This is a genomic window from Streptomyces sp. NBC_01775, from assembly GCF_035917675.1.
In the GTDB taxonomy this organism is placed as follows: domain Bacteria; phylum Actinomycetota; class Actinomycetes; order Streptomycetales; family Streptomycetaceae; genus Streptomyces.
The window spans coordinates 6,716,409-6,736,525 of sequence record NZ_CP109104.1; the positions used below are offsets into that span (position 1 = coordinate 6,716,409).

The 20,117-nt window shown below is 71.3% G+C and carries 18 protein-coding genes; 9 read left to right on the top strand and 9 right to left on the bottom strand.

Annotation, left to right across the window (positions count from 1 at the left end):
• Positions 1 to 84: 84 nt before the first annotated feature.
• The 8 genes from OHB04_RS29935 to OHB04_RS29970 form a co-directional block, all read right to left on the bottom strand.
• A complete protein-coding gene (locus OHB04_RS29935; RefSeq protein WP_326808676.1) occupies positions 85 to 2,040 on the bottom strand; it encodes a DUF2264 domain-containing protein in 1,956 nt (651 codons plus the stop codon).
• The gene (locus tag OHB04_RS29940) at positions 2,037 to 3,044 is read right to left on the bottom strand and encodes a hydroxyacid dehydrogenase (protein ID WP_326690743.1); all 1,008 of its coding nucleotides are present in this window, start codon (positions 3,042 to 3,044) and stop codon (positions 2,037 to 2,039) included. Before OHB04_RS29940 ends, OHB04_RS29935 begins: the two co-directional genes overlap by 4 nt.
• 230 nt (positions 3,045 to 3,274) lie before the next feature.
• Positions 3,275 to 4,192, bottom strand: coding sequence for a carbohydrate ABC transporter permease (locus tag OHB04_RS29945; protein ID WP_326808677.1), 918 nt, complete (start codon positions 4,190 to 4,192; stop codon positions 3,275 to 3,277).
• Complete coding sequence (locus OHB04_RS29950) at positions 4,189 to 5,256, bottom strand: carbohydrate ABC transporter permease (RefSeq protein ID WP_326690745.1); 1,068 nt, start codon at positions 5,254 to 5,256, stop codon at positions 4,189 to 4,191. The genes OHB04_RS29945 and OHB04_RS29950 overlap by 4 nt, the downstream gene beginning before the upstream one ends.
• Positions 5,253 to 6,596, bottom strand: a complete 1,344-nt coding sequence (locus OHB04_RS29955; RefSeq protein ID WP_326808678.1) for an ABC transporter substrate-binding protein — start codon at positions 6,594 to 6,596, stop codon at positions 5,253 to 5,255. The genes OHB04_RS29950 and OHB04_RS29955 overlap by 4 nt, the downstream gene beginning before the upstream one ends.
• Positions 6,597 to 6,810: 214 nt before the next feature.
• Positions 6,811 to 7,989 (bottom strand): substrate-binding domain-containing protein, encoded by a 1,179-nt coding sequence (locus tag OHB04_RS29960; protein ID WP_326690747.1) that lies wholly within the window; start codon positions 7,987 to 7,989, stop codon positions 6,811 to 6,813.
• Positions 7,990 to 8,044: 55 nt separating this feature from the next.
• On the bottom strand, positions 8,045 to 8,590 hold the full coding sequence (locus tag OHB04_RS29965; RefSeq protein ID WP_326808679.1) for a hypothetical protein: 546 nt from the start codon (positions 8,588 to 8,590) through the stop codon (positions 8,045 to 8,047).
• Positions 8,591 to 8,804: 214 nt separating this feature from the next.
• Positions 8,805 to 9,440, bottom strand: coding sequence for a hypothetical protein (locus OHB04_RS29970; RefSeq protein ID WP_326690750.1), 636 nt, complete (start codon positions 9,438 to 9,440; stop codon positions 8,805 to 8,807).
• A 303-nt stretch (positions 9,441 to 9,743) separates the two neighbouring features.
• Here OHB04_RS29970 and OHB04_RS29975 point away from each other — a divergent pair, with 303 nt between their 5' ends.
• The 9 genes from OHB04_RS29975 (at position 9,744) to OHB04_RS30015 (ending at position 18,799) form a co-directional block, all read left to right on the top strand.
• Entirely contained in the window at positions 9,744 to 10,832 is a 1,089-nt protein-coding gene (locus tag OHB04_RS29975; RefSeq protein ID WP_326690751.1) for a sialidase family protein, read from the top strand.
• Between the two features lie 71 nt (positions 10,833 to 10,903).
• Positions 10,904 to 11,719 (top strand): RNA methyltransferase, encoded by an 816-nt coding sequence (locus tag OHB04_RS29980; RefSeq protein WP_326690752.1) that lies wholly within the window; start codon positions 10,904 to 10,906, stop codon positions 11,717 to 11,719.
• A gap of 202 nt (positions 11,720 to 11,921) precedes the next feature.
• Positions 11,922 to 12,320 (top strand): hypothetical protein, encoded by a 399-nt coding sequence (locus OHB04_RS29985; RefSeq protein ID WP_326808680.1) that lies wholly within the window; start codon positions 11,922 to 11,924, stop codon positions 12,318 to 12,320.
• Between the two features lie 10 nt (positions 12,321 to 12,330).
• Positions 12,331 to 14,715: a DUF6571 family protein gene (locus OHB04_RS29990; RefSeq protein WP_326808681.1), complete on the top strand. Its 2,385-nt coding sequence runs from the start codon at positions 12,331 to 12,333 to the stop codon at positions 14,713 to 14,715.
• A 265-nt stretch (positions 14,716 to 14,980) separates the two neighbouring features.
• Positions 14,981 to 15,340 carry a hypothetical protein gene (locus OHB04_RS29995; protein WP_326690755.1) on the top strand — a complete coding sequence of 120 codons (360 nt, stop codon included), beginning with the start codon at positions 14,981 to 14,983 and terminating at the stop codon, positions 15,338 to 15,340.
• Between the two features lie 59 nt (positions 15,341 to 15,399).
• Positions 15,400 to 16,128: an NADPH-dependent F420 reductase gene (gene npdG, locus OHB04_RS30000; RefSeq protein WP_326690756.1), complete on the top strand. Its 729-nt coding sequence runs from the start codon at positions 15,400 to 15,402 to the stop codon at positions 16,126 to 16,128.
• Positions 16,129 to 16,141: 13 nt separating this feature from the next.
• Entirely contained in the window at positions 16,142 to 16,825 is a 684-nt protein-coding gene (locus OHB04_RS30005) for a hypothetical protein (protein WP_326690757.1), read from the top strand.
• 132 nt (positions 16,826 to 16,957) lie between these two features.
• On the top strand, positions 16,958 to 18,529 hold the full coding sequence (locus OHB04_RS30010) for an MFS transporter (protein WP_326808682.1): 1,572 nt from the start codon (positions 16,958 to 16,960) through the stop codon (positions 18,527 to 18,529).
• An 87-nt stretch (positions 18,530 to 18,616) separates the two neighbouring features.
• Positions 18,617 to 18,799, top strand: coding sequence for a hypothetical protein (locus tag OHB04_RS30015; protein ID WP_326692983.1), 183 nt, complete (start codon positions 18,617 to 18,619; stop codon positions 18,797 to 18,799).
• Between the two features lie 112 nt (positions 18,800 to 18,911).
• Here the strand turns inward: OHB04_RS30015 and OHB04_RS30020 are convergent, their stop codons facing one another.
• Positions 18,912 to 19,709: a site-2 protease family protein gene (locus OHB04_RS30020; protein WP_326690759.1), complete on the bottom strand. Its 798-nt coding sequence runs from the start codon at positions 19,707 to 19,709 to the stop codon at positions 18,912 to 18,914.
• Positions 19,710 to 20,117 lie beyond the last annotated feature (408 nt).

The window sequence follows — 20,117 nt, forward strand, 5'->3', positions numbered from 1 at the left end:
CCGGCTGCCCGTCACCTTCCGGTGGCGGGCAGCCGCCGTGTTCGGCGGCGCCCCGGGGCCCCGGCCCGCAGCCCCGCCCCCGTGTCACCTTGGCCCGACGCGCCCGACGGTGAGCGGGTCGAAGGCGAGCCGTACGCCGCCTCCCGCCCAGCTGATGTCGAGCGAGCCGTCCGCCACCCGTACGACCGGACGCGCCGCCTCCGCCCCGCCCCGAGGCCCCGCCTCCCCGGCCTCGCCCAGCCAGGCGAGCGCCGCGCACACGGCGCCGGCTCCGGGTCCGCGCACCTCGCCCTCCAGTACGGGGACCCGGACCCAGCGGGTGAACGCCGTGCCGTGCGGCGCCCGCATCGCCTCGGCCGCGGCCAGCCCGTACAGCGGCTCCAGCCCGGTAGATCCGATAAGCCCGGTAGATCCGGTGGCGGTGTCCGGGGCCGTGGCCCAGCCCGTGAGCCGCACCCGTGTGCCCTCCGGTGCCCCCACCACGCGGTGCACCCGCACCTCCCACCTCCCGCGCACCACCGTCACGCTCTCCACCCACAGCGACGGGGCCGGCGGCCCGCCCGGCGGGAAGACCGGCCGGTGCCGGGAGGCCGCCCAGCCCCAGGCGCCGTCCGGCGCCGAGGCGGCGCCCAGCGGCTCGATACGCCGCCGCACGCTCCACTCGCCGGGGCGGGCGGGCAGCTGGAGCGCGAGATGGTTGTCGGGGACGTTGTCCCGCGCGGTGGGGCCCGTCCTCGTCGAGTACGCGAAGCGCGCGTAGAGCGGATCCTCGTCCTCGTGCGCCTCGCCCTGCCCGGGGCGCACATGGTCGCTGCCGTGGTTGTGCAGCCGGACGAGGCCGTCGGCGCCGGTGCTCTGGAGCAGCAGACCGGGCCCCGCCACCGCCAGTGCCCGGTCGGGGCCCTCGCTCGGCGCGGGCTCCTCGGGCGCCGTCCACAGCGGGTCGTCCGGCGGGACGAGCAGCGCGGCGAAGCCCTTGGACGCCCAGTACGGCGAGGCCGGGCCCGAGTACTCCTGGAGCGAGGCGTCGTGCGGGCCGTGCCAGCCCAGAGTCAGGAGCCCGCGGCCGTCCAGCGCGTCCCGGTCCAGGAAGTAGCGCAGCGCCCCGCTCAGCAGCCGCCGCGAGACGCCGGGCGCCAGCGGCGTGTGACCGGTCAGCGCGCCGAGCGCGACGGCGGCCCCGGCGGCGAAGCGGTAGGTCAGCGAGCGCCCGAAATACAGCGGCGCCCCATCGGCCCCGAACATCAGCCCGAAGCTGGTCAGATGCTCCCGCAGCCGGGGCCCGTAGCGTGCCAACAGGGCCGCGTCGCCCGCCAGCTGGGCGTGCAGCACGGGATACAGATGCAGCGCCCAGCCGTTGTAGTGGTCGAAGGCCCGCCCGTCCCCGTCCGCGTACCAGCCCTCGCCCCGCCACCAGCCCTCCAGGAGCGTCAGCCCCCGCTCGATCGCGGCTGCGGTCTCCGTGTCCCCGCGCCCCACCGACTCCAGGAACCCGGCCACCGTCAGCGGGAAGAGGTACCAGTTGTTGGGCGCGGGCGTGTGCCGCAGGGCGCCGCGCAGCCACGCCTCCGCCCGCTCCCGCACCCCCTCGTCCAGCCGGTCCCACAGCCACGGCCTCGTCAGCCGCAGCCCGAGCGCCACCGACGCCGACTCCACCATGGGCTGGCCCCTGCCCGGGTGGTCGAGAATCAGCGGCCACGACTCGGCGTCCTCGCGGCCCGGCGAACGGGTGCCCGCCGCCAGCCCCGCCGCGTAGCGCTCCAGCAGCCCGCCCGGATCGGCCCCGGAAGCGCCCGCGACCCGGAACCCGGCCGCCAGGAAAGTGCGCGCGTAGCCCTCCAGGCCGTCCGAGCGCACCCCCGAGACCGAGGCCCGGCCCGGCAGGTCCAGCAGCGCGCCGCGCGGGGTCGCCCAGCGCCAGGCAGCCCGCAGCATGCCGTCGGCCGCCGCCTCCCAGTGGGCGCGGGTGTACCCGGTGTGCGGGCTCAACTCCCGGTCGTACGGCGGCAGTCGCAGCCCTCGCGGCTGTGCGGCGGTCATGCGAGCAGCTCCCGCCGGTCGCCGCGCACCGCGTACGCGAACCCCTCGCCCGCCGCCCAGCGGCGCACCTCGGAGACCGCCAGGTCGGCCAGCCGGTCCAGCTCGTTGCCCTGCGAGCCCGCCAGGTGCGGGGTGAGCAGCACGTTCTCGCACTCCCACAGGGGATGGCCGCGCGGCAGCACCTCCGGCTCCGTCACATCCAGCACCGCCCGGATCCGGCCGCTCACCAGCGCGTCGGTCAGCGCCGCCTGGTCGACGACGGCGCCGCGCGCGGTGTTGATGAGTGTGGCCCCCTCCCGCATCGCGGCCAGCGGCCCGGCCCCGACGAGGCCCCGGGTGGCGGGCAGCAGCGGGGTGTGGACGCTCACCACGTCGGCGGCGGCGAACAGCTCGGGGAGCGCCGCCTTGGTCACGCCCAGCGCCGCCGCCTCCGCGTCGTCCACGTACGGGTCGTACAGCAGTACCTCCAGATCGTGCGGGCGCAGCAGTTCGATGACGCGGCGGCCGACGAGGGAGGCGCTCAGGATGCCCACCGTGCGGCGGTAGTTGCCCAGCGTCGGATCGGGCAGGAGCCAGTGCTCGCGGGTGCGGGTGCGGGAGTACGCGCGGGCCGACTCCAGCACCTGCTTGCCCGCGAGCAGGATCATGGCGAGCGTGTACTCCGCGACCGGCGCCGCGTTGGCGGCTGCCGCCGAGGAGACCTCGATGCCTCGGGCCCAGCACGCCTCGGTGAGATGGCCACGGGTGCTGCCCGCCGTGTGGGCGACGGCACGCAGGCGCGGGGCGCGCTCCAGCGCCGCCGCGTCCAGGAGTGGGCAGCCCCAGCCGGTGATGAGCAGTTCGGCTTCCGCCAGGGTCTGCCGGGCGGCCTCCGTGGTGAAGTCGTCGAGGATGTCCGGGGCGAGGCCGACGACCTCGCCGAGCCGGCGCCTGGCGGCGGGCTTCAGGACCGCGTCCGCGGCGATTTTGTCCATGGCGATGGCTGCGCGTACGTAAGAGGGCATCTCGCTCCTGGTGGTTGCGGTCCATGTTTTGGCCCCTGCCCCTCCCCCAGCCTCCGGCCGGGGGGACCCCGCCTTCCCGTTCTTTCGGGGGGCGCTGCCCCCCGAACCCCCCGCTCCTCAAGCCCCGGAGGGGCTGCAAGTAGCCCCTCCGGCGCTTGAGGAGGAGCCATTCCGGCGACTGAGGAATTTCGGGAAGGGGCGGGGGGAAGGGGCGGGGCAGGGACAACAGTTCACTTGACGCTTCCCGCCGTCAGCCCCGACTTCCAATAGCGCTGGAGCATCACGAACGCGGCGATCAAGGGGAGAACGGCCAGGAGGGAGCCCATGATGACGGCGGGGTAGTAATCGGGGGTCACCACCGCCGAGCTGTTCCAGATGTAAAGCCCCAGACTGACCGGAAACAGCGACTGGTCGGAAAGCATCACCATGGGCAGGAAGAAGTTGTTCCAGATCGCGGTGAGCTGGAACAGGAAGACGGTCACCAGGCCGGGCCCCAGCATCCGCAGGGCCACACGGAAGTAGGAGGTCAGTTCTCCGGCGCCGTCCACGCGGGCGGCTTCCAGAACTTCGTCGGGCACATAGCCCTGGCTGAAGACGCGGCCCAGATACACCCCGAAGGGATTGAAGAGGACGGGGATGAACACCGACCAGAAGGTGTTCACCAGCCCCGTTTTCGAGGCCATCAGATACAGCGGGAGGGCCAGCACGGTGGGCGGCACCATGACCCCGGCGAGCACCAGCCCGAAGAGCTTTTCCTTGTGGCGGAAGCGGTATTTGTCGAAGGCGTACCCGCACGCGACGCTCACCATCGCGCCGAGAGCCGCGCCCACCACGGCGTAGAGCAGACTGTTGACGTACCAGCGGCCGTAGATGCCGTCCTCCATGGCGAACAGCGCCGAGACATTGCCGGTGAAGGAGAAGTCCCCGGCCGACAGCAGGTCGCTGCGGAAGAGCGCGTCGCGGGTCTTCGACGAAGCGGCCAGCAGCCACAGCACCGGCAGCAGCGTGTAGAGGACGGACAGTCCGACGAGCGCGTTCACCGCGCCCCTCCCGAGCACCCCGGGCCGCAGCGCCCGCGCCCCGGAGCGCGAGGAGGGCGCTGACGACGAAGCAGCGGAACGGCGGCGGGTCGGCGGCGACGCGCTCATCGGGTGGCCTCCTCGGGCACGTTCGCCGTACGGGCCGACCGGTTGCTCCAGCGGCTGAGCCCGTAGGACAGGGTGATGGTCACCACGAGGAGGACCACCGAAGCGGCGGCGGCCAGGCCGTAGTTGTTGCGGGTGAAGGCCGCGTCGTAGATGTACATGCTCGGCGTGTAGCGGCTGCCCACCACCGGCGTGGCCTGGCTCAGCAGCATCGGTTCGGTGAACAGCTGGAGCGACCAGATCAGGGTGAACATCGTGACCATCGCGCCCGAGCCCCGCACCAGCGGGACCTTCACCTGGAGCGCGGTGCGCACCGGGCCCGCGCCGTCCATGACGGCCGCCTCGGTCACCTCGCGCGGCACCGCCTGGAGCGCCGCGTAGAAGATGACGACGTTGTAGCCGAGGTTGCTCCACATCGCGATGTTGACGATGGACGGCAGGACGGTGTGCACGCCGAGGAAGTCGACGCTGATGTCGGCCTTGCCGAGCAGGTCGACGACCGGGCTCAGGCCCGGCGTGTAGAGGTAGAGCCAGATGACGGCGGCGATGATGCCGGGCACCGCGTGCGGCAGGAACAGCGACAGCTGCGCGGTCCGGCGCAGCCGCACGGCGCCCGAGTCCAGCAGCAGCGCCAGTGCCAGCGCGCACAGCACCATCAGCGGGATGTAGCACAGGCAGTAGAGCGCCGCCGTGCCCAGCCCGGCCAGGAAGGTGGGGTCCGAGAGCACCGCCTCGTAGCTGCGCAGCCCGGCGAAGACGGTGCGCTCGGGCCCGAAGCCGAGGCCCGGCTGGTCGTCGCTGAAGAAGCTCAGCCACACCGCACCGCCCACCGGCACCAGGAAGACGGCGACCAGCAGCACGAAGAACGGTGCCATCAGCGCGGCGCACGCCCCCAGCTCCCGCCGCCGCGCCCTGCGCCGCGTACGGTCCCCGGCGCCGGCCGGGGACGCGGCGCGGTCGCCGGGCCTGGTGCCGGATCCGGTGCCGATGCCGGTGCCGGGGTGGGCCGGGGTGGCGGGCGTGGGGAGCGGGGAGGGCGAAGGCGAGGGGGAGGGAGTCGCGGTCATTCGGATCCCTCCCGCGCGTTCAGCCCGAGGGAGGTGAGGTCGGGCATCGTGGAGCGCTGGCCCTCGCGCAGCGCGCCGAGGACCGTGCCCTCACCGTCCCCGGCGCGGGCCAGCCCGTCCTGGACGGTCTTGAGCGTCGCCGTCATCCGCGGGCCCCAGGTCCAGCGCCGCGAGATGTGCGCCGCCTCGCGCCGGAAGAGGGCGTAGATGTCCTGACCGCCGAAGTAGCTGGTGTCCATGGCCTCGCGCGCCACCGGCACCAGCTCGGAGACGGCCGGGTACTGACTGCTTGTGCCGCTGGAGAGCCGGGCGCGCCACGCCTGCGGGCTGGAGACCTGCCACTCGATGAAGTCCATGGCTTCCTTCGGGTGCCGGCTGTCCTTGGTGATGGCGAAGGTCGAGCCGCCGTGCGTGCCCACCCGGGGCCTGGAGAGGTCCCACTGGGGCAGCGGGGCCACGCCCCACTTGCCCTTCTGGCCCGGCTGGGCCGCCATCATCCCGCCCGCGTCCCAGGCGCCGGTCAGCTTGCCGAAGACCGCGCCCCGGCCGACCTGCGCCGAACCGGCCTGGGTGTCCACGGGGTTGAGGAAGACCAGGCCCTTGTCGATCAGCCGCTGCCAGCAGACCGTGACCTTGCGGGTGGGCCGGTCCGTCATGGAAACGGTCCAGGTGCCGCCCTTGGTGTCGAACCAGCGCGCCCCCGCCTGCCAGGCGAAGCCCGCCAGATGGTGGCCGCCGTCGGTGGGGAAGGTGGCGATACGGGAGCCGGGCGCGGCCCGCTCGACGGCGCGAGCCGCCCGCTCGAACTCCGCCCAGGTGCGCGGCACCCGGATGTGGTGCTTGGCGAACAGGTCGCGCCGGTAGAGGAAGACCATCGGCTCGACGTCCTGCGGGACGCTGAAGACGCGGCCCTCGAACGTGGTGAGGGCGAGGGCCTGCGGCAGCAGCTTGCCGCGCAGCCGGTCGCTGATCAGCGGCGTGAGGTCCCGCGCCACGCCGTCCATGGCGAAGCCGGGCACCTGCGGGTACTCGATGGTGCCGACGTCGGGCGCGTTGCCCGCGCGGGCCGCGTTGCTCAGCTTGGCGTACCCGCCCTGCTGGCCCGAGGGCACCTGCTCGAAGTCGACATGGACGCGCTGTTGGCTCTTGTTGTACGCGTCCACCACCTCCTGGCTGCCGCGCAGCGACGACCAGAAGGTGATGTGGACGGGCCCGCCGGGCCCGCCGCCGTCGTCCCGTACACCCGGACCGCCGCCGGAGCAGGCCGCGGTGAGGAGGAGGGGGAGGACGGCAAGTGCGGTACGTACGGCCAGTGCGGTGCGGGTGCGACGACCGTGCACGGTGGAGTGCCTCCTTGGGGTGGAGGGAACACCGGCATCCTGATCGTCCCCCGGAAAAGGGTCAATGGAGCGATCAGAAGAAACTCAAACGGTCAAACGATCGTATGAGGCGGGGAGTTGACCCCGCGCGGGGGATGGGGCTGCCGGTGCCGAGGGGGAGTGGTCAGGAGAGCAACGAGCCTGGCGAGGGGGAAGGGGCCAGGAGGGGAAGGGGTCAGCTGGTGGGGCGGGCCGCCGCCGGGACAAGCTCGACGGCGGAGCCGCGTATCTTCAGCCGCGGCAGCAGCTCGACCCTGCGCACCGCCTCGGGCGCCGCGCCTCTCGGGTGCTCCAGGCGGCGCAGCAGCAGCTCGGCCGCCGCCCGGCCGATCTCCTCCGTCGGCGGCGAGACCGCCGTCAGCGGCGGGCTGCCCAGCGCCGCCACCACGTCGTCGTACGCCACCACCGAGCAGTCCTCCGGCACCCGTACGCCGCCGGCGCGCAGCTGCTGGACCAGCATCAGCGCGTCCACGTCCGCGTGCAGGACGGCGGCGGTCGCACCGTGCTCCCGCAGTACGGCGCACAGATCCACCAACGGCGCGGCCTGTGGGGCTCCGGTCGGGTCGGGCGCGGACGCGGCGGCGGCGCCCGAACTGAGCACCACCGCCCACTCCTCCACTTCCGGCCGCTCCCGCGCGATCTGCGCGAACGCGGCACGCAGCGTACGCGCCGTCGGACTGTCGTCGCGCGCCGCCAGCACGATGCGGCGGTGCCCCAGCGAGATGAGGTGGTCCAGCGCGAGATGCGCGCCGTACCAGTGGTCGCTCGCGACCGCGTCCGCCGCGTGCAGCGGGCTGCCCGCGGCCGGGCGGCGCTCCATGAGGACGGCGGGAACGGTCAGCTCCGCCAGCCACTCCTCGTCCAGCGCGGGGGAGTCGGGGGTGCGCCAGCGCGGCGCGATCAGCAGGCCGCTCGCGCCCTGGGCCAGCGCCTGACGGGCCATCGCGTGTTCGGCGCCCGGCACGTGCTGGACGATGTGCATCGCCATCCGCACGCCCGCCGCCTCCAGCGCGGCGCGGGCACCGCTGACGGCCCCGAAGAGGTACGAGTGGTGCTCGGGCACGATGAGGCCGACCGTCGTGCCTTCCCCGGCTCTTGGCAGGGAGGTACCCCCAACCGCCGTGGCGTGGGGGGCGCGCTGGGAGGGGACGGGCTCGGTCGAGGCGGGGGAGAGCGAACGGGCCACGCCGTGCCCCCGCTTCAGCTGGCCCTTGCGGGCCAGGTCCTCGACGTCCCGGCGCAGGGTGACGACCGAGACCTCCAGCTCGGCGGCCAGTTCGGCGATGCGGACCTCGCCGCGCGTGCGGACGGCGTCCAGCACCCGCTCCCGCCGAACCCCCGAATGCTCCCGCACACGCCCGCCTTCCACCGGTCCGCCCCACCTTACCGAGCCCGCCCGCCCCCGACGTTCAGCTGTCCGGCTGGCTGAAGCCCCAAAAGGACCGCCAGCTGAGGGTGGCTCCACCTTCCGCCGTGGGGTAGTCGAACCGGACGTGGTTACCGCTCGACGAGAAGCGCACATGATCGAAGCCGTCGATGAACTTGACGACCTTGACGTCCCAGCCGTCGAGGTCGTCCGTGGTGGCGACGGCGGCGATCGAATAGTCCGGGGGGCCGCCCGCCCCGCAGTCGTACCCGTAGTCGGCGGCAGCGGCGACGGTGTCCCCGTGGGTGGCGAGAGTGAGGGACTCGCAGTCGAGCTCCTTGGTGCGGTAGAGCAGCCGGGGCTTGGACCACGGACCGTCCCTGGCACTCTGGTGACGCTCGACAAGGCCCCGTTCGCCGTAGCTCAGCGAGACGCGACGGCCGTCGCCAAGGGTGAGGCGTGCGCTGCCGTCCCCGTGCTTCACCCGGCCCTCCCCGCCGGTGCGTTCAACGTAGAGGAGACACCCCCATGCCAGTGCCACGGCGAGGACGACCCCCGCGCTGACCAGCAGGGCCCGCTGCATGCGCATGCCGACTCTCCGCCTTTCCCCGAAAACCCGTCCGCCTGAGACGCCCCGCTCCCGGACAGCGGTTCCGAAGCCCCGCCTCCCTGGCCGCCGCGACGGCCGGTCGGCGCCGTCGGGGGGCTTGGCGTCGCCGGTCAGGTCGTGGGTGGGTGCGCGCCGTCGCGGCGGAGAGAGCGACGGAGAGAGCGGCGGAATGACCTGGGCGGCACGAGGGGGCTCACCATGTGGGGGGCGGGGGTGCCGTCAGGAGGTCGGCCAGGCGGGAGAGGCGGTCGCGGAAGCGACCCCCCGCTCGGCGAGGGGTGTACGTCTCGCCCGCCGCCGCACTCACCAGGTGCTGGACCACCTCAAGGTCCAGCCCCTCCCCGGCGTCGGCGGTGAGGCTCTCATGGGCGAGCTGGTCCAACTCGGGGCCCGCGCCCGCGGAGGCGAGGGCGAAGACCGTGGCGCCCGCGCGCCGCGCGTCATGGAGGCGGGTCAGCAACGCGCCTCCGGTGCCCCGCGCCCCGCTGACGACCAGCAGCGTCTCCCCGCGCCTCGCCGCCTCGATCCTCCCGAGCCCCACCGACAGGTGCGCCGGCGCCGAGCGCGGCACCGCGTGCCGCACCAGCGTGGGCGCCAGCTCGGGCATGCCCGACCAGGCGGCCTCGTCGTCCAGATGCGCGGCGAGGTGCCACGGCTCGTACGTCGCGGTGCCGACGACGAGCAGCCCGCCGCCGGCCTTCGGCCGGGAGGTGCCCCCACCGTGCGCGCCCACGCTGGAGCGCAGCGCACCGCCGAACCGCCGGGTGTCCCGCAGCCATTCACTCCCCGCCAGCGCTTCTCGAAGCGCCGCGACCTGTACGGCATCCATGTTCACGGATTGTCGTCCCGGCGTCAGCTCCGGGCCCCGGTTCACGGGTGCGGGTCCCCCGAAAGGGGCACCCGGAAGGGCTGACCCCCGGGCCGATCCCGGCGTCGAACCCGGGCCGACCCCGGGCCGCGCCCGACGTCGATCCCGGGCCGAGCCCGAGGCCGATCCGGGTTGGTGTCTCATCCAGGCGCCCCCGTTCGTGGCGCGGGGTTCATGTCCCCGTTCCTTGACGCTCAGCCGCCCCCTTCTTACCGTGCGTGACAGGACAAGGGACGTGCTACCTCTGGCAGTTGGGGCCGCTCGATGCCGTATGAGAACTCCGTACCGTTCCGTGCCGGAAGCGAGGGCTATGCCAGCTTCCGGATTCCCGCCTGTGTCCGCGCTCCGGACGGCGCCGTGGTGGCGTTCGCCGAGGGGCGCGTGGACTCCTCCGGGGACAGCGGGAACATCGACATCGTCTGCAAACGCTCCGGGGACGGCGGCCTGACCTGGGGTGCGCTCACCGTCGTCGCCGAGTACGGGAACGGCACGGCGGGCAACCCCTCGCCCGTCGCGCTGGCCGACGGGCGCCTGCTGCTGGTCTTCGTGCGCAGCGCGGCCGGCGCCACCGAGGACCGCATCCGGCGCGGTGAGGTGAGCGCGGAAGACGGCCGCCGGGTGTGGCTGCGGTTCAGCGACGACGCGGGGCTGACCTGGAGCGAGCCGCAGGAGATCACCTCGGCCGCGAAGGCCCCCGACTGGCGCTGGTACGCCACCACCCCCGGGCACGCCCTCCAGCTCTCCTCGGGCCGCGTCGTCGTCCCGGCCAACCACTCCCTGCCGCCCACCGAGCCGGGTGACGACGGCACCGAGGGCCGCTACAACGGGGGCCACGACCTGCTCAGTGACGACGGCGGCGTCACCTGGTGCCTCGGCTATCTGGACGACACCCCCGACGGCCGGGTGAACGTCAACGAGACGACCGCCGCCGAACTCCCGGACGGCACCGTCTACTTCAACACCCGCAACGACTCCGACGTCCCCGCGCACCGCGCCGACGCGCGCTCGGCCGACGGCGGCCAGACCCTGGCCGCGCCCTTCGAGCCGCGGCCCGACCTGGTGGCCCCGGTCGTCCAGGGCAGCGTCCTCCAGCTGCGCGACCCCGACGTGCTGTTGTTCTCCGCACCGTCCCATCCCACCACCCGGCACCGGATGGCGGTACGGGCCAGCGACGACGGCGGCGTCACCTGGCGCACGGCACACACCGTGGACGAGCGGCGCGCCGCCTACTCCGACCTCGTGCGCGTCGACGAGTACACCGTCGGACTGCTGTACGAGACGGGCACGGACAGCGCGTACGAGACGGTCACCTTCCGGCGGATCCCGGTGGAGGAGTTCCGCGGGGTCGCGTGACGGGGGCTGAGGGCGGTGCGGCGGCCTGATGCCCGCGAGGGGGCGCGCCCGACGGCGGATACCCTCACCCCGTGCGCACCGTCCAGATCACCACCCGCAACGCCAGGTTCCAGCAGTGGCAGGCCCTTCTCACCAACCGCAACAAGCGGCAGCGAGCGGGAGAGTTCCTGGTCCAGGGCGTACGCCCGGTCACTCTCGCCCTCGAACACGGCTGGCACACCACCGCGCTGCTGTACGCCTCGGGCCGCCGCCTGTCGGACTGGGCCCGCGACCTGCTGGCCTCCGGCGCGCCAGGAGAGCGCATCGCCATGGCGCCCGAGCTGCTGGCCGAGCTGAGCGAACGGGAGGACGCCGACGCCGAGCTGATCGCGGTGGTGAGCATGCCGCCGGACGACCTGTCCCGCATCCCGGTCGGCCCCGACTTCCTCGGCGTCCTGTTCGACCGCCCCACCAGCCCCGGCAACATCGGCTCGCTGCTGCGCTCCGCCGACGCCTTCGGCGCCGACGGCCTCATCGTCACAGGCCACGCGGCCGACGTGTACGACCCCAAGTCGGTCCGGGCCGGCACCGGTTCGCTCTTCGCCCTGCCCACGGTCCGCGTCCCCTCGCCCCACGCGGTCACCGACTGGCTGTCCCGAGCCGCCTCGAAGGGCCACGACGTCACCGTGATCGGCACCGACGAACACGGCGACACCCCCCTCTTCGACGCCGACCTGACCGGCCCCGTCCTCCTCCTGATCGGCAACGAGACCACCGGCCTGAGCGCCGCCTGGCGCACCGCCTGCGACCGCACGGTCAGCATCCCCATGCACGGCACCGCCAGCTCCCTCAACGCCGCCAACGCGGGAACAGCGGTCTTGTACGAGGCGGCGCGGCAGCGGCACTGACCGGAGCGCCACATGCCCCTTTTCCCCGGCCTGTTGCGTGGTTGACCCCGGTACGACAGGCGAAGGTAGAGTTCCCGCTCGGTAACTTTCTGCAAGCACGCCTGCACGGACCGGGGGCGCATGTCCGAGGGGTGCTGGATGACAGGGGAGCACGGCGGTGACGTACGAGGACCAGGCAGCGCGATCCAGCGCGCCGGTACGAATGAACCTTAACGAGGCATCCGGTTCGGGGGAAAAGGGCGAACGTGGCACGGACCTCGTCGTCACCCCGGCCGACAAGCGTGCCGCCGCGAGTTACATCGAAGAGGACTTGGGCCCGGCCGCGGTGAAGAAGGGGGGCCAGGCGGTGACAGCTTCGACCGACGTGTTCGGCAGCAGCAACACGACGCCGGGCGTACTGCGAGGCTGGGACACCAGGAAAGGGCTGGACTTCTGTCTGGAGCGGTGGGAAGAGGCATGGCAGAACATCGGACACCACCTGCGGCGTGAACTCGCGGCGCTGCACGGTACGAAGGCCGTTTTCCAGGGAGTGGAGGGGGACAGGATCCACGACTTCAGTCGTATCTCCCCGGGTGGTGGAAGCCGACTCAACGATCTGTGAGGAAGCTCCCATGGAACTGACTTACCACGAGATCATGAAGGCCGACCTGTCCGCACTGACCGCCACGGCCAAGGAATGGCGCTCGATGAGCAAGGGCTGCGGAAAGCTGCGCGACAACTACCGCGACCACGTTCGTGCCAAGCTCAAAGGCTGGGCAGGCGAATCTGCGGGGGCCTTCTGGATCTCCTCCGACACCACGCTTCATGAGTTCTCCGCAGCCAAGAAGCAGGCTCAGAAGATTGCGGAGCTTCTTGACGATGCCCACGACAGGTTGGCTGCGGCCAGGGAACACCTGAAGAGCGTGCGTCACGAAGCCACCCACAAAGGTGGCATGAAAGTCGACGATTACGGCAAGTGTACGATTGACACCGAGGGAATGCCGGAAGAGGAAGTGCAGAGCCTCTTGCGTAATCCCGGTCGAATGGATGCGGAAGCGACCTGGAACCGCCGCATCGAGGTGGCGGTCAAGCACGTCGACGACGTGGACTACGAGAACCTGTTGGCGCTCAAGGCTGCGGCTACGGACACCGACGGCAAGGGCGATGCCGACGGCTTCAACAGCAAGGCCGTAGGCGATGTGGAGAAATACGCCGCCAACCGTACAGCGGACCTCGTTTCTCGTCTTGACCGCACGAAGGACGGGGCTGGCCTGACCGCCAAGGAACGCCACGATGTTCAGGTGATGATGCGGGCGAACGCTGACGACAAGGGTTTCAACCGCACTCTCCTCAACTCTATCGGCCCCGATGGCCTGATCAAAGCAGAGAACGAGCTGCACGCACTGGCGTACAGCACGGACAAGGGTAACCGCTCCCAGTACCTAGGTATGGAAAAATCCTTGGCGACATCTTTGGTGACGGCTACCAGGATGCCGACGTTCCGCGATGGCAAGAAGGAGATTCCCGTCGGTTCGGCGGAGTACGCCAAGAAGTACCGTGCTTGGCTGCGTAGCGAAGACGGATCCTTCTACGAGAACTGGCGTAAGGACATGCGGAAGGCTGGAGCCGCAGAGTGGACGTTCGACTCCAGGGAGGCGGGCGGTATCGGGGGTTCGTCCTACAGCGGGCGCGGCTATCAGAGTCTGGTCACACTGATGGAGCACGGTGACGGGTACTCACCGCAGATGCTGCACGACCTCGGTGACGACATCCGTGGGGTGGAGGAGAAAGACCCGAATATCTGGGACCGGCGGGAGGAGGGCGTCGCTGGGGGGCCTTTCGAGAACGACCCGTACGACGGTGTTCTGGGCATCATGGCGAAAGATCCGGACGTTGCCGCCAGCTATCTGGACCCCTCCTCCGACCCGAACCCCGCAGACGGGAAGGACGGACGGAACGATCGTCTCGAATACCTCGTCAAGGACCGGGACTGGAAGGTTGTGGACACGGTGGGTGCCGACAATGCGTCCCGCGACGAGTTTGACAAGGTCGACAAGAACGCACGGGAGGGATTCGAGGCCGCGCTCAAGGCGGGCGCCACCGGTCGGCTCCCTGATTCAGTAGCCGGCTCCACGCCTCCGGACCATTCTGCGGCCAACGCCCATGTGATGACGGAGGCGGTACGGGTTTTCGGTGGCCCGCCAGGTGACGGTGAGGTTTCGCCGATCGCCAAGGACGGGGACTTCGTTGGTTTCCGGCGCGCGCTCGGGGAGATGATCGCGGATTACCCGGGCGATGTGCAGCGTTCGGTTACCGGGGACGATGAGTTTTCTGTGTACGGCAAGGCCGCTCGCTTCGATAATCCTGCACTTCATGAGTACCTAAACCAGGTCGGGCGAGATCCCTACGCACACGGAGTTGTCAAGGCTTCGCAGCAGATGTATACCGTCGAGCACTTGCGGGACGTGATCGGCAACCTTCCGTCGGGGACCGATGCGAGTGATGTCCGGGATTATGCGGGCGATGCGGTTTCCGGGGGTGCCTACGTGTCAGGAGTCATGAGCGAGGCTAAGGCGGATGCCTTGTACGAAGACAAGGTGGACGAGGCTGGGGACTTCAACAAGAAAGCCGATGAGGCCAGCAAGTGGGTAAATCGATTCGTGGGTTTGGGAACGGCGAACTCCGGAGGCGGACCGCAAGGTCCGGGTGCGGTGCTGTCCACGCCTGTTGGGTGGGCGCAAGAAGATATCAACACTGCTGTTATGGAGCATATCAAGAAGGATGTACCCGAGGAGGGGGAAAAGGCGGACGCCGCAGGTAGGTATGCCTTCGCGCAGACGCAACAGAACACGCGTGACTTCTACCGCGATTATGCTGAAAGTATCGGGAAGGCGGCTGGCCTTGACGAACCTCTTCTCAGGAGCGCGCAGGACGGCGCCAGAGTGCAGGCCGAAGCCAAATTCCAGGAAGGAGCCGGAACGGTACGCTCACGTGGGGGTTCGGGTGGCGGTGGATAGATTTGAGCGCCCCGCGAGGTGGCCCTGTTCCGGATGGGTGCGGGCTGTCTTCCTCGTCTTCTGGATCGTCGCGTCAACGGTGCTCGTTTCCTGCGACAGTTCTCCCCCCCCGCGCGAATACTCAATTCCCGATAATCTCTGTGGGCTCTCACTGCCGCAGCGTAGTTACTCTACGCTTTTTGGGTCTGGCGGTAAAATTAGGCGTGATGACAACCTCGAAAAACTGGGGAGTCCTGAAGTGAGATTGCAGGGGTGCCGGTACTTCGTGGACGATAAGCCCACTGTTTCCGTTTCGGGTGACTGGGTCAAGAAGAACGATCAGGTCGAGCCCTCGACCCCGCGCGCGGTGGTCCGGGAGCGGGCGGGGGCCAAGCCGAGGAAGTATGCCGGGCGTTACGACGTGGCTACCTGGCGGGCCGGCGCCGTTGCGGCGCTGGACTGTCCACGCCCTTCCGAGGACGAGGACAGGTCGTTCAGTAGACTTCTGCTCGACATCCATGCCAACGACACCCAGCTGAGCGACGACCCCGACCGCGCCCACAAGGTCTTCGGCAAGCTGGCGCAGGACGCCATGGGTGAGGTCATGAAGAAGCTCGACTGCAAAAGGAAGCCGAAGACGGCGTGATTCACCTTCACTGCGCCCGCCCCGCGCGGGTCGCGGGGCGGGGTGGCAGGATGCGGCGTATGACTTCTCCTGCTTCTTCCGCCCCCGAAGGCGGTGCCGCCAAGGCCGCCGCGCCCAAGAAGGACCCCTGGGAGCTGCCCGATGTCTCCGGGCTGACCGTCGGCGTGCTCGGTGGTACCGGGGACCAGGGGCGCGGGCTCGCCTACCGGCTCGCGCGGGCCGGGCAGCAGGTGATCATCGGCTCGCGGGCCGCCGAGCGGGCCCAGCAGGCGGCCGACGAGCTCGGCCACGGTGTGCGGGGCGCGGAGAACGCCGCGTGCGCCCGGGACTCCGACATCGTGATCATCGCGGTGCCGTGGGAGGGCCACTACAAGACCGTCGAGTCGCTCCGCGAGGAGCTGCGGGGCAAGCTCGTCGTCGACTGCGTCAATCCGCTCGGCTTCGACAAGAAGGGCGCCTACGCGCTGGTGCCCGAGGAGGGGAGCGCGGCCGAGCAGGCCGCCGCGCTGCTGCCCGAGTCGCGGGTGACCGCCGCCTTCCACCACCTGTCGGCGGTGTTGCTCTCCGACCCCGAGGTGAGCGAGATCGAGACCGATGTGATGGTGCTCGGCGAGGTGCGGTCCGACTGCGAGATCGTGCAGGCGCTGGCGGGGCGCATCCCCGGGATGCGCGGGGTCTTCGCCGGACGGCTGCGCAACGCGCACCAGGTGGAGTCGCTGGTCGCCAACCTCATCTCCGTCAACCGCCGTTACAAGGCGCACGCGGGCGTCCGCCTCACCGACATCTGAGGGCACGGGCGCGGTGGGGGAGCAGCGGAAGTACAAGGGGTACGTGGTGGCGGCCGTCATCGCGGGGGTGCTGGCGAGCTGTACCGGCTCCCATTCCGGCGCGGGCTCCGGCACCGGGTCAGGCTCCGGCACCGCTTCTGGCCCGGGCTCGCGCTCCGACGACGGCTCGCACGCGCCCCTGAGCGTCGGCAGGGTCAAGGAGATGGCGGCCGACCCCGGCGAGACCTGTCCGGTGCCGTTCGACATGGCCGCCGCCGCGAAGTCCGCCCGGATCGGGGAGCGGATCCGGGCGGGCACCGTCAGCGGTGAGACCGCGGACAAGAGCGATCCGAGCGCGCCGCTGACCCTGTTCAAGGGTGCGCTGGTGAGCTGCGGTTACGGCATCGGCAAGGAGAAGGCGCACGTGTTCACCGTCGGCGTCGGCAAGGGGACGGCCGTCGGCGTGCTGCTCCCGCAGGTCCAGCACGACGCGGGCATGGCAATGACGGAGCTGAAGGCCTACGCCGCGGAGGCGTCCAAGGCACCCGCCGGCAAGCCCGTGCTCACCCCCAGCGGGAACGTCGCCTCCGTACGGCTCTCCGCCGACGGCAAGGGCGACCTCGCGCTGGTCGTCTCCCTCGGCGAGGACAGGACCGCGCTCACCAAGACGCAGGTCACGGACCTGACCGGGAAGCTGGCGGACCAGGCACACGGCTGACGGCACCACAGCGCCGTACGGGGCGGCGCGCCGCGCTCGGCTGACGGCGCCCCGCATGCGCGCCGCGCCGTGCCCGCCCATCATGGGACAGCGGCGTCCGGCCAGAGCGGCGGGGCCGCCAGGAGGCGCGGAATGGGAACGGAGCCGGGGTCCGCCGCCGCACGGGCAGGGGCGTCCGGGAAGTACGTCCCCGACCCCCGGCGCTGGAAGGCCCTCACGGTCTGTCTGATCGTCGGCTTCATGGCGCTGCTCGACGTCTCGATCGTGAACGTGGCGCTGCCCGCCATCGAGAAGGGCCTGGGCGCCTCCGAGTCCGCCCTCTCGTGGGTGGTCTCCGGCTACGCGCTCACCTTCGGCCTCGTACTCGTGCCCTCCGGCCGGCTGGGCGACGCGCTCGGGCGGCGTACGGCCTTCTTCGCGGGCCTCGTGCTGTTCACCGTCGCCTCCGTGGTCTGCGGCCTGGCGCAGGACCCGAGCTGGCTGGTGATCGCGCGGCTCGTCCAGGGCATCGGCGGCGGGCTGTTGATGCCGCAGATCTCCGGCATGATCCAGCAGCTCTTCCGGGGCGCCGAGCGGGGCAAGGCGTTCGGCCTGCTCGGCTCCACCATCGGCATCTCCACCGCGGTCGGACCGCTGCTGGGCGGGCTGCTCATCCAAGCGTTCGGGGCCGCTGAGGGCTGGCGCTGGGTGTTCTTCGTCAACCTGCCCATCGGCGTGCTGGCCTTCTGTCTCGGACTGCGCCTGGTGCCCGCCGCCTGCGCGGAGCGCGACAGCTCGCGGCGGGAGTCCTTCGACCCGTTCGGGGTGCTGCTGCTGGGCGCCGGGGTCATCGCGATCATGCTGCCGCTGGTGGAGGAGCGCCAGTGGCAGGGGCCGGGAAAGTGGCTGCTGGAGCCGGTGGGGGTGCTGCTGATCTTCGCGTTCCTGCGGTGGGAGCGGTCCTATCTGCGCGCGGGGCGCGAGCCCCTGGTGGACCTGCGGCTGTTCGCCGACCGCTCGTACTCGCTGGGCGCGCTGCTGGGGCTGCTCTACTTCGCGGGGTTCACTACGATCTTCTTCGTCTTCACCCTCTTCCTCCAGAACGGGATGCGCTACAGCGCCCTCCAGGCGGGCCTCTCGCTGACGCCGTTCGCGGTCGGCTCGGCGGTCTCGGCGGCCGTCGGCGGGCGCTTCGTCATCCGGGTCGGGCGGCCACTGATCGCCGCCGGGCTGGTGCTGGTGGCGATCGGGCTCGGCGGTGCGGGGCTGGCCGTGCACGAGGTGCAGAACCACTCGGTGGGCTGGGCGATGGCCCCGCCGATGCTGGTGGCCGGGCTCGGCTCCGGGCTGGTGATCTCCCCGAACCAGACCCTGGCGCTCCAGTCCGTACCGATCGCCCAGGGCGGCGCGGCGGGCGGGGTGCTCCAGACCGGGCAGCGCATCGGGTCGGCGGCGGGGGTCGCGGCCGTCGGCGCGGTCTTCTTCGCCTGGCTGGCCAGCAGCCACGACTGGGCGACGGCGCTGGACTACGGCCTGTTGGCGGCGCTGTGCTTCGTCGTCGCCGCGCTGGTCGTCGCACTCTTCGACGTGATGTACGGGAGGCGGGAGGCACGCCGGGAGGGGCAGGAACGGGGGGAGGGGGCACGCGGGGCGGAGACGCGCCCGGAGGGGCAGGAACAGGGGAAGGGGGCGGACGGGGCGAGCGCCGCCGGTCCGGCAGGGTGAGGGAGAATGGCCCTCGCACACCGCACCCGCACACCGTGCAGCCAGCGCGCCCACCGGCGCACCGACCATCCCGTGGAGAGCCCGACCATGCCAGCCCGCGTCCCGAGGGGCCTCACCCTCTACGCCACCGTCATCTGCCTGCTCGCCGTCGTCGCGGCGGTGGTCTCCTTCGCGTACGGCAGCTGGCTCGGCGTGGTCTGGATCCTCCTGGCGGGCCTCACCTCGAACATGGCCTGGTACTACCACCGGCGGAGGACCGCGCGGCAGTAGTCACGCGCGCACCTCACGGCACCCCCGCGCGCACCCCACGACGCTCACGCGCGCACCTCACGGCGCCACGGGACGAAGACGCCCGCGGTTACCGGCACGAAGACGCCCCCGGCTACGGCACGAAGACGTTCTGCGGCTCGCCCTGCCAGAAGCGGAAGTATTCGAGGCCGAGGAAGGTCTCCAGCTCGGAGACGCCCAGGACGCGGAGCAGGGAGTCGATGGCGGTCCAGAAGGCGCCGTTGATCTCCGGGATCCACAGGCAGCCGAAGACGATCAGGATCCCGAAGTTGGAGAACGGCTCTGCCTGGCGCCGCACCTTCTCCGACAGCCAAGGCTCGATGATGCCGAACCCGTCCAGCCCCGGCACGGGCAGCAGGTTCAGCAGCGCCGCCGTCACCTGGAGCAGCGCGAGGAAGGCCAGCGCGCAGCGGAAGGCGACCGGCACGTCCCCCATGGCGTCGAGCAGGAACGGCGCGGTCAGCAGCGCGGCGAACAGCGCGTTGGTCAGCGGGCCCGAGGCCGAGATGAGGCTGTGCTTCAACTTGCCCGAGATCCGGCCCCGCTCGATATAGACCGCGCCGCCCGGCAGCCCGATCCCGCCCATGATGACGAAGATCACTGGCAGCACGATGCTGAGCAGCGCGTGGGTGTACCGCAGCGGGTTGAGCGTCAGGTAGCCCTTCGCGCCGACCGACAGGTCCCCGGCCCGCAGCGCGGTGCGCGCGTGCGCGTACTCGTGCAGGCAGAGCGAGACGATCCAGCTGGAGACGACGAAGAAGAAGACGGACACGCCCGTCACCTCCGCCCAGCCGGACCACACGGCCCAGCCGGAGATGGCCATGATCGCGACGAGCCCGAGGAAGACCGGGCTGATGCGGTGGTGCTCCGGGTGGGTGGATGCGCTGGTCATGGGGCCAGACCGTACCGGCCCGAGGGCATGCCCCGCGAACTGCCCACGCGGTACGGGTGTTTGCGAGACGGCGCGCCCGTGCCCGGCCGACGGCTGGGCAAGCCCGCCCCGGGGCGGGGCCCGCGACGGCACTCGCGTGGCCTGCGACGGCACTCGTGCGGCGTGCGATGGCGCTTACGGGGCCCGCGACGGCACTTGCGTGGGGTCCGCGACGGCACTCGCGCGGCGCGCGGCGCGAGTTCGGCTGAACGTCAGCGCCTTTCTTTCCGTATTCAACTTTCAGACGGAGTCCGCCTGAGGCAAATGGAGCCCGCATGAGCCGGATCGCGCGTTCAGAGCACGTCACAGCACGGCAGACAACGAGCGATTCTCCGGCGACGGAATCCCCGCCCGGGCCCGCTCAGGCCG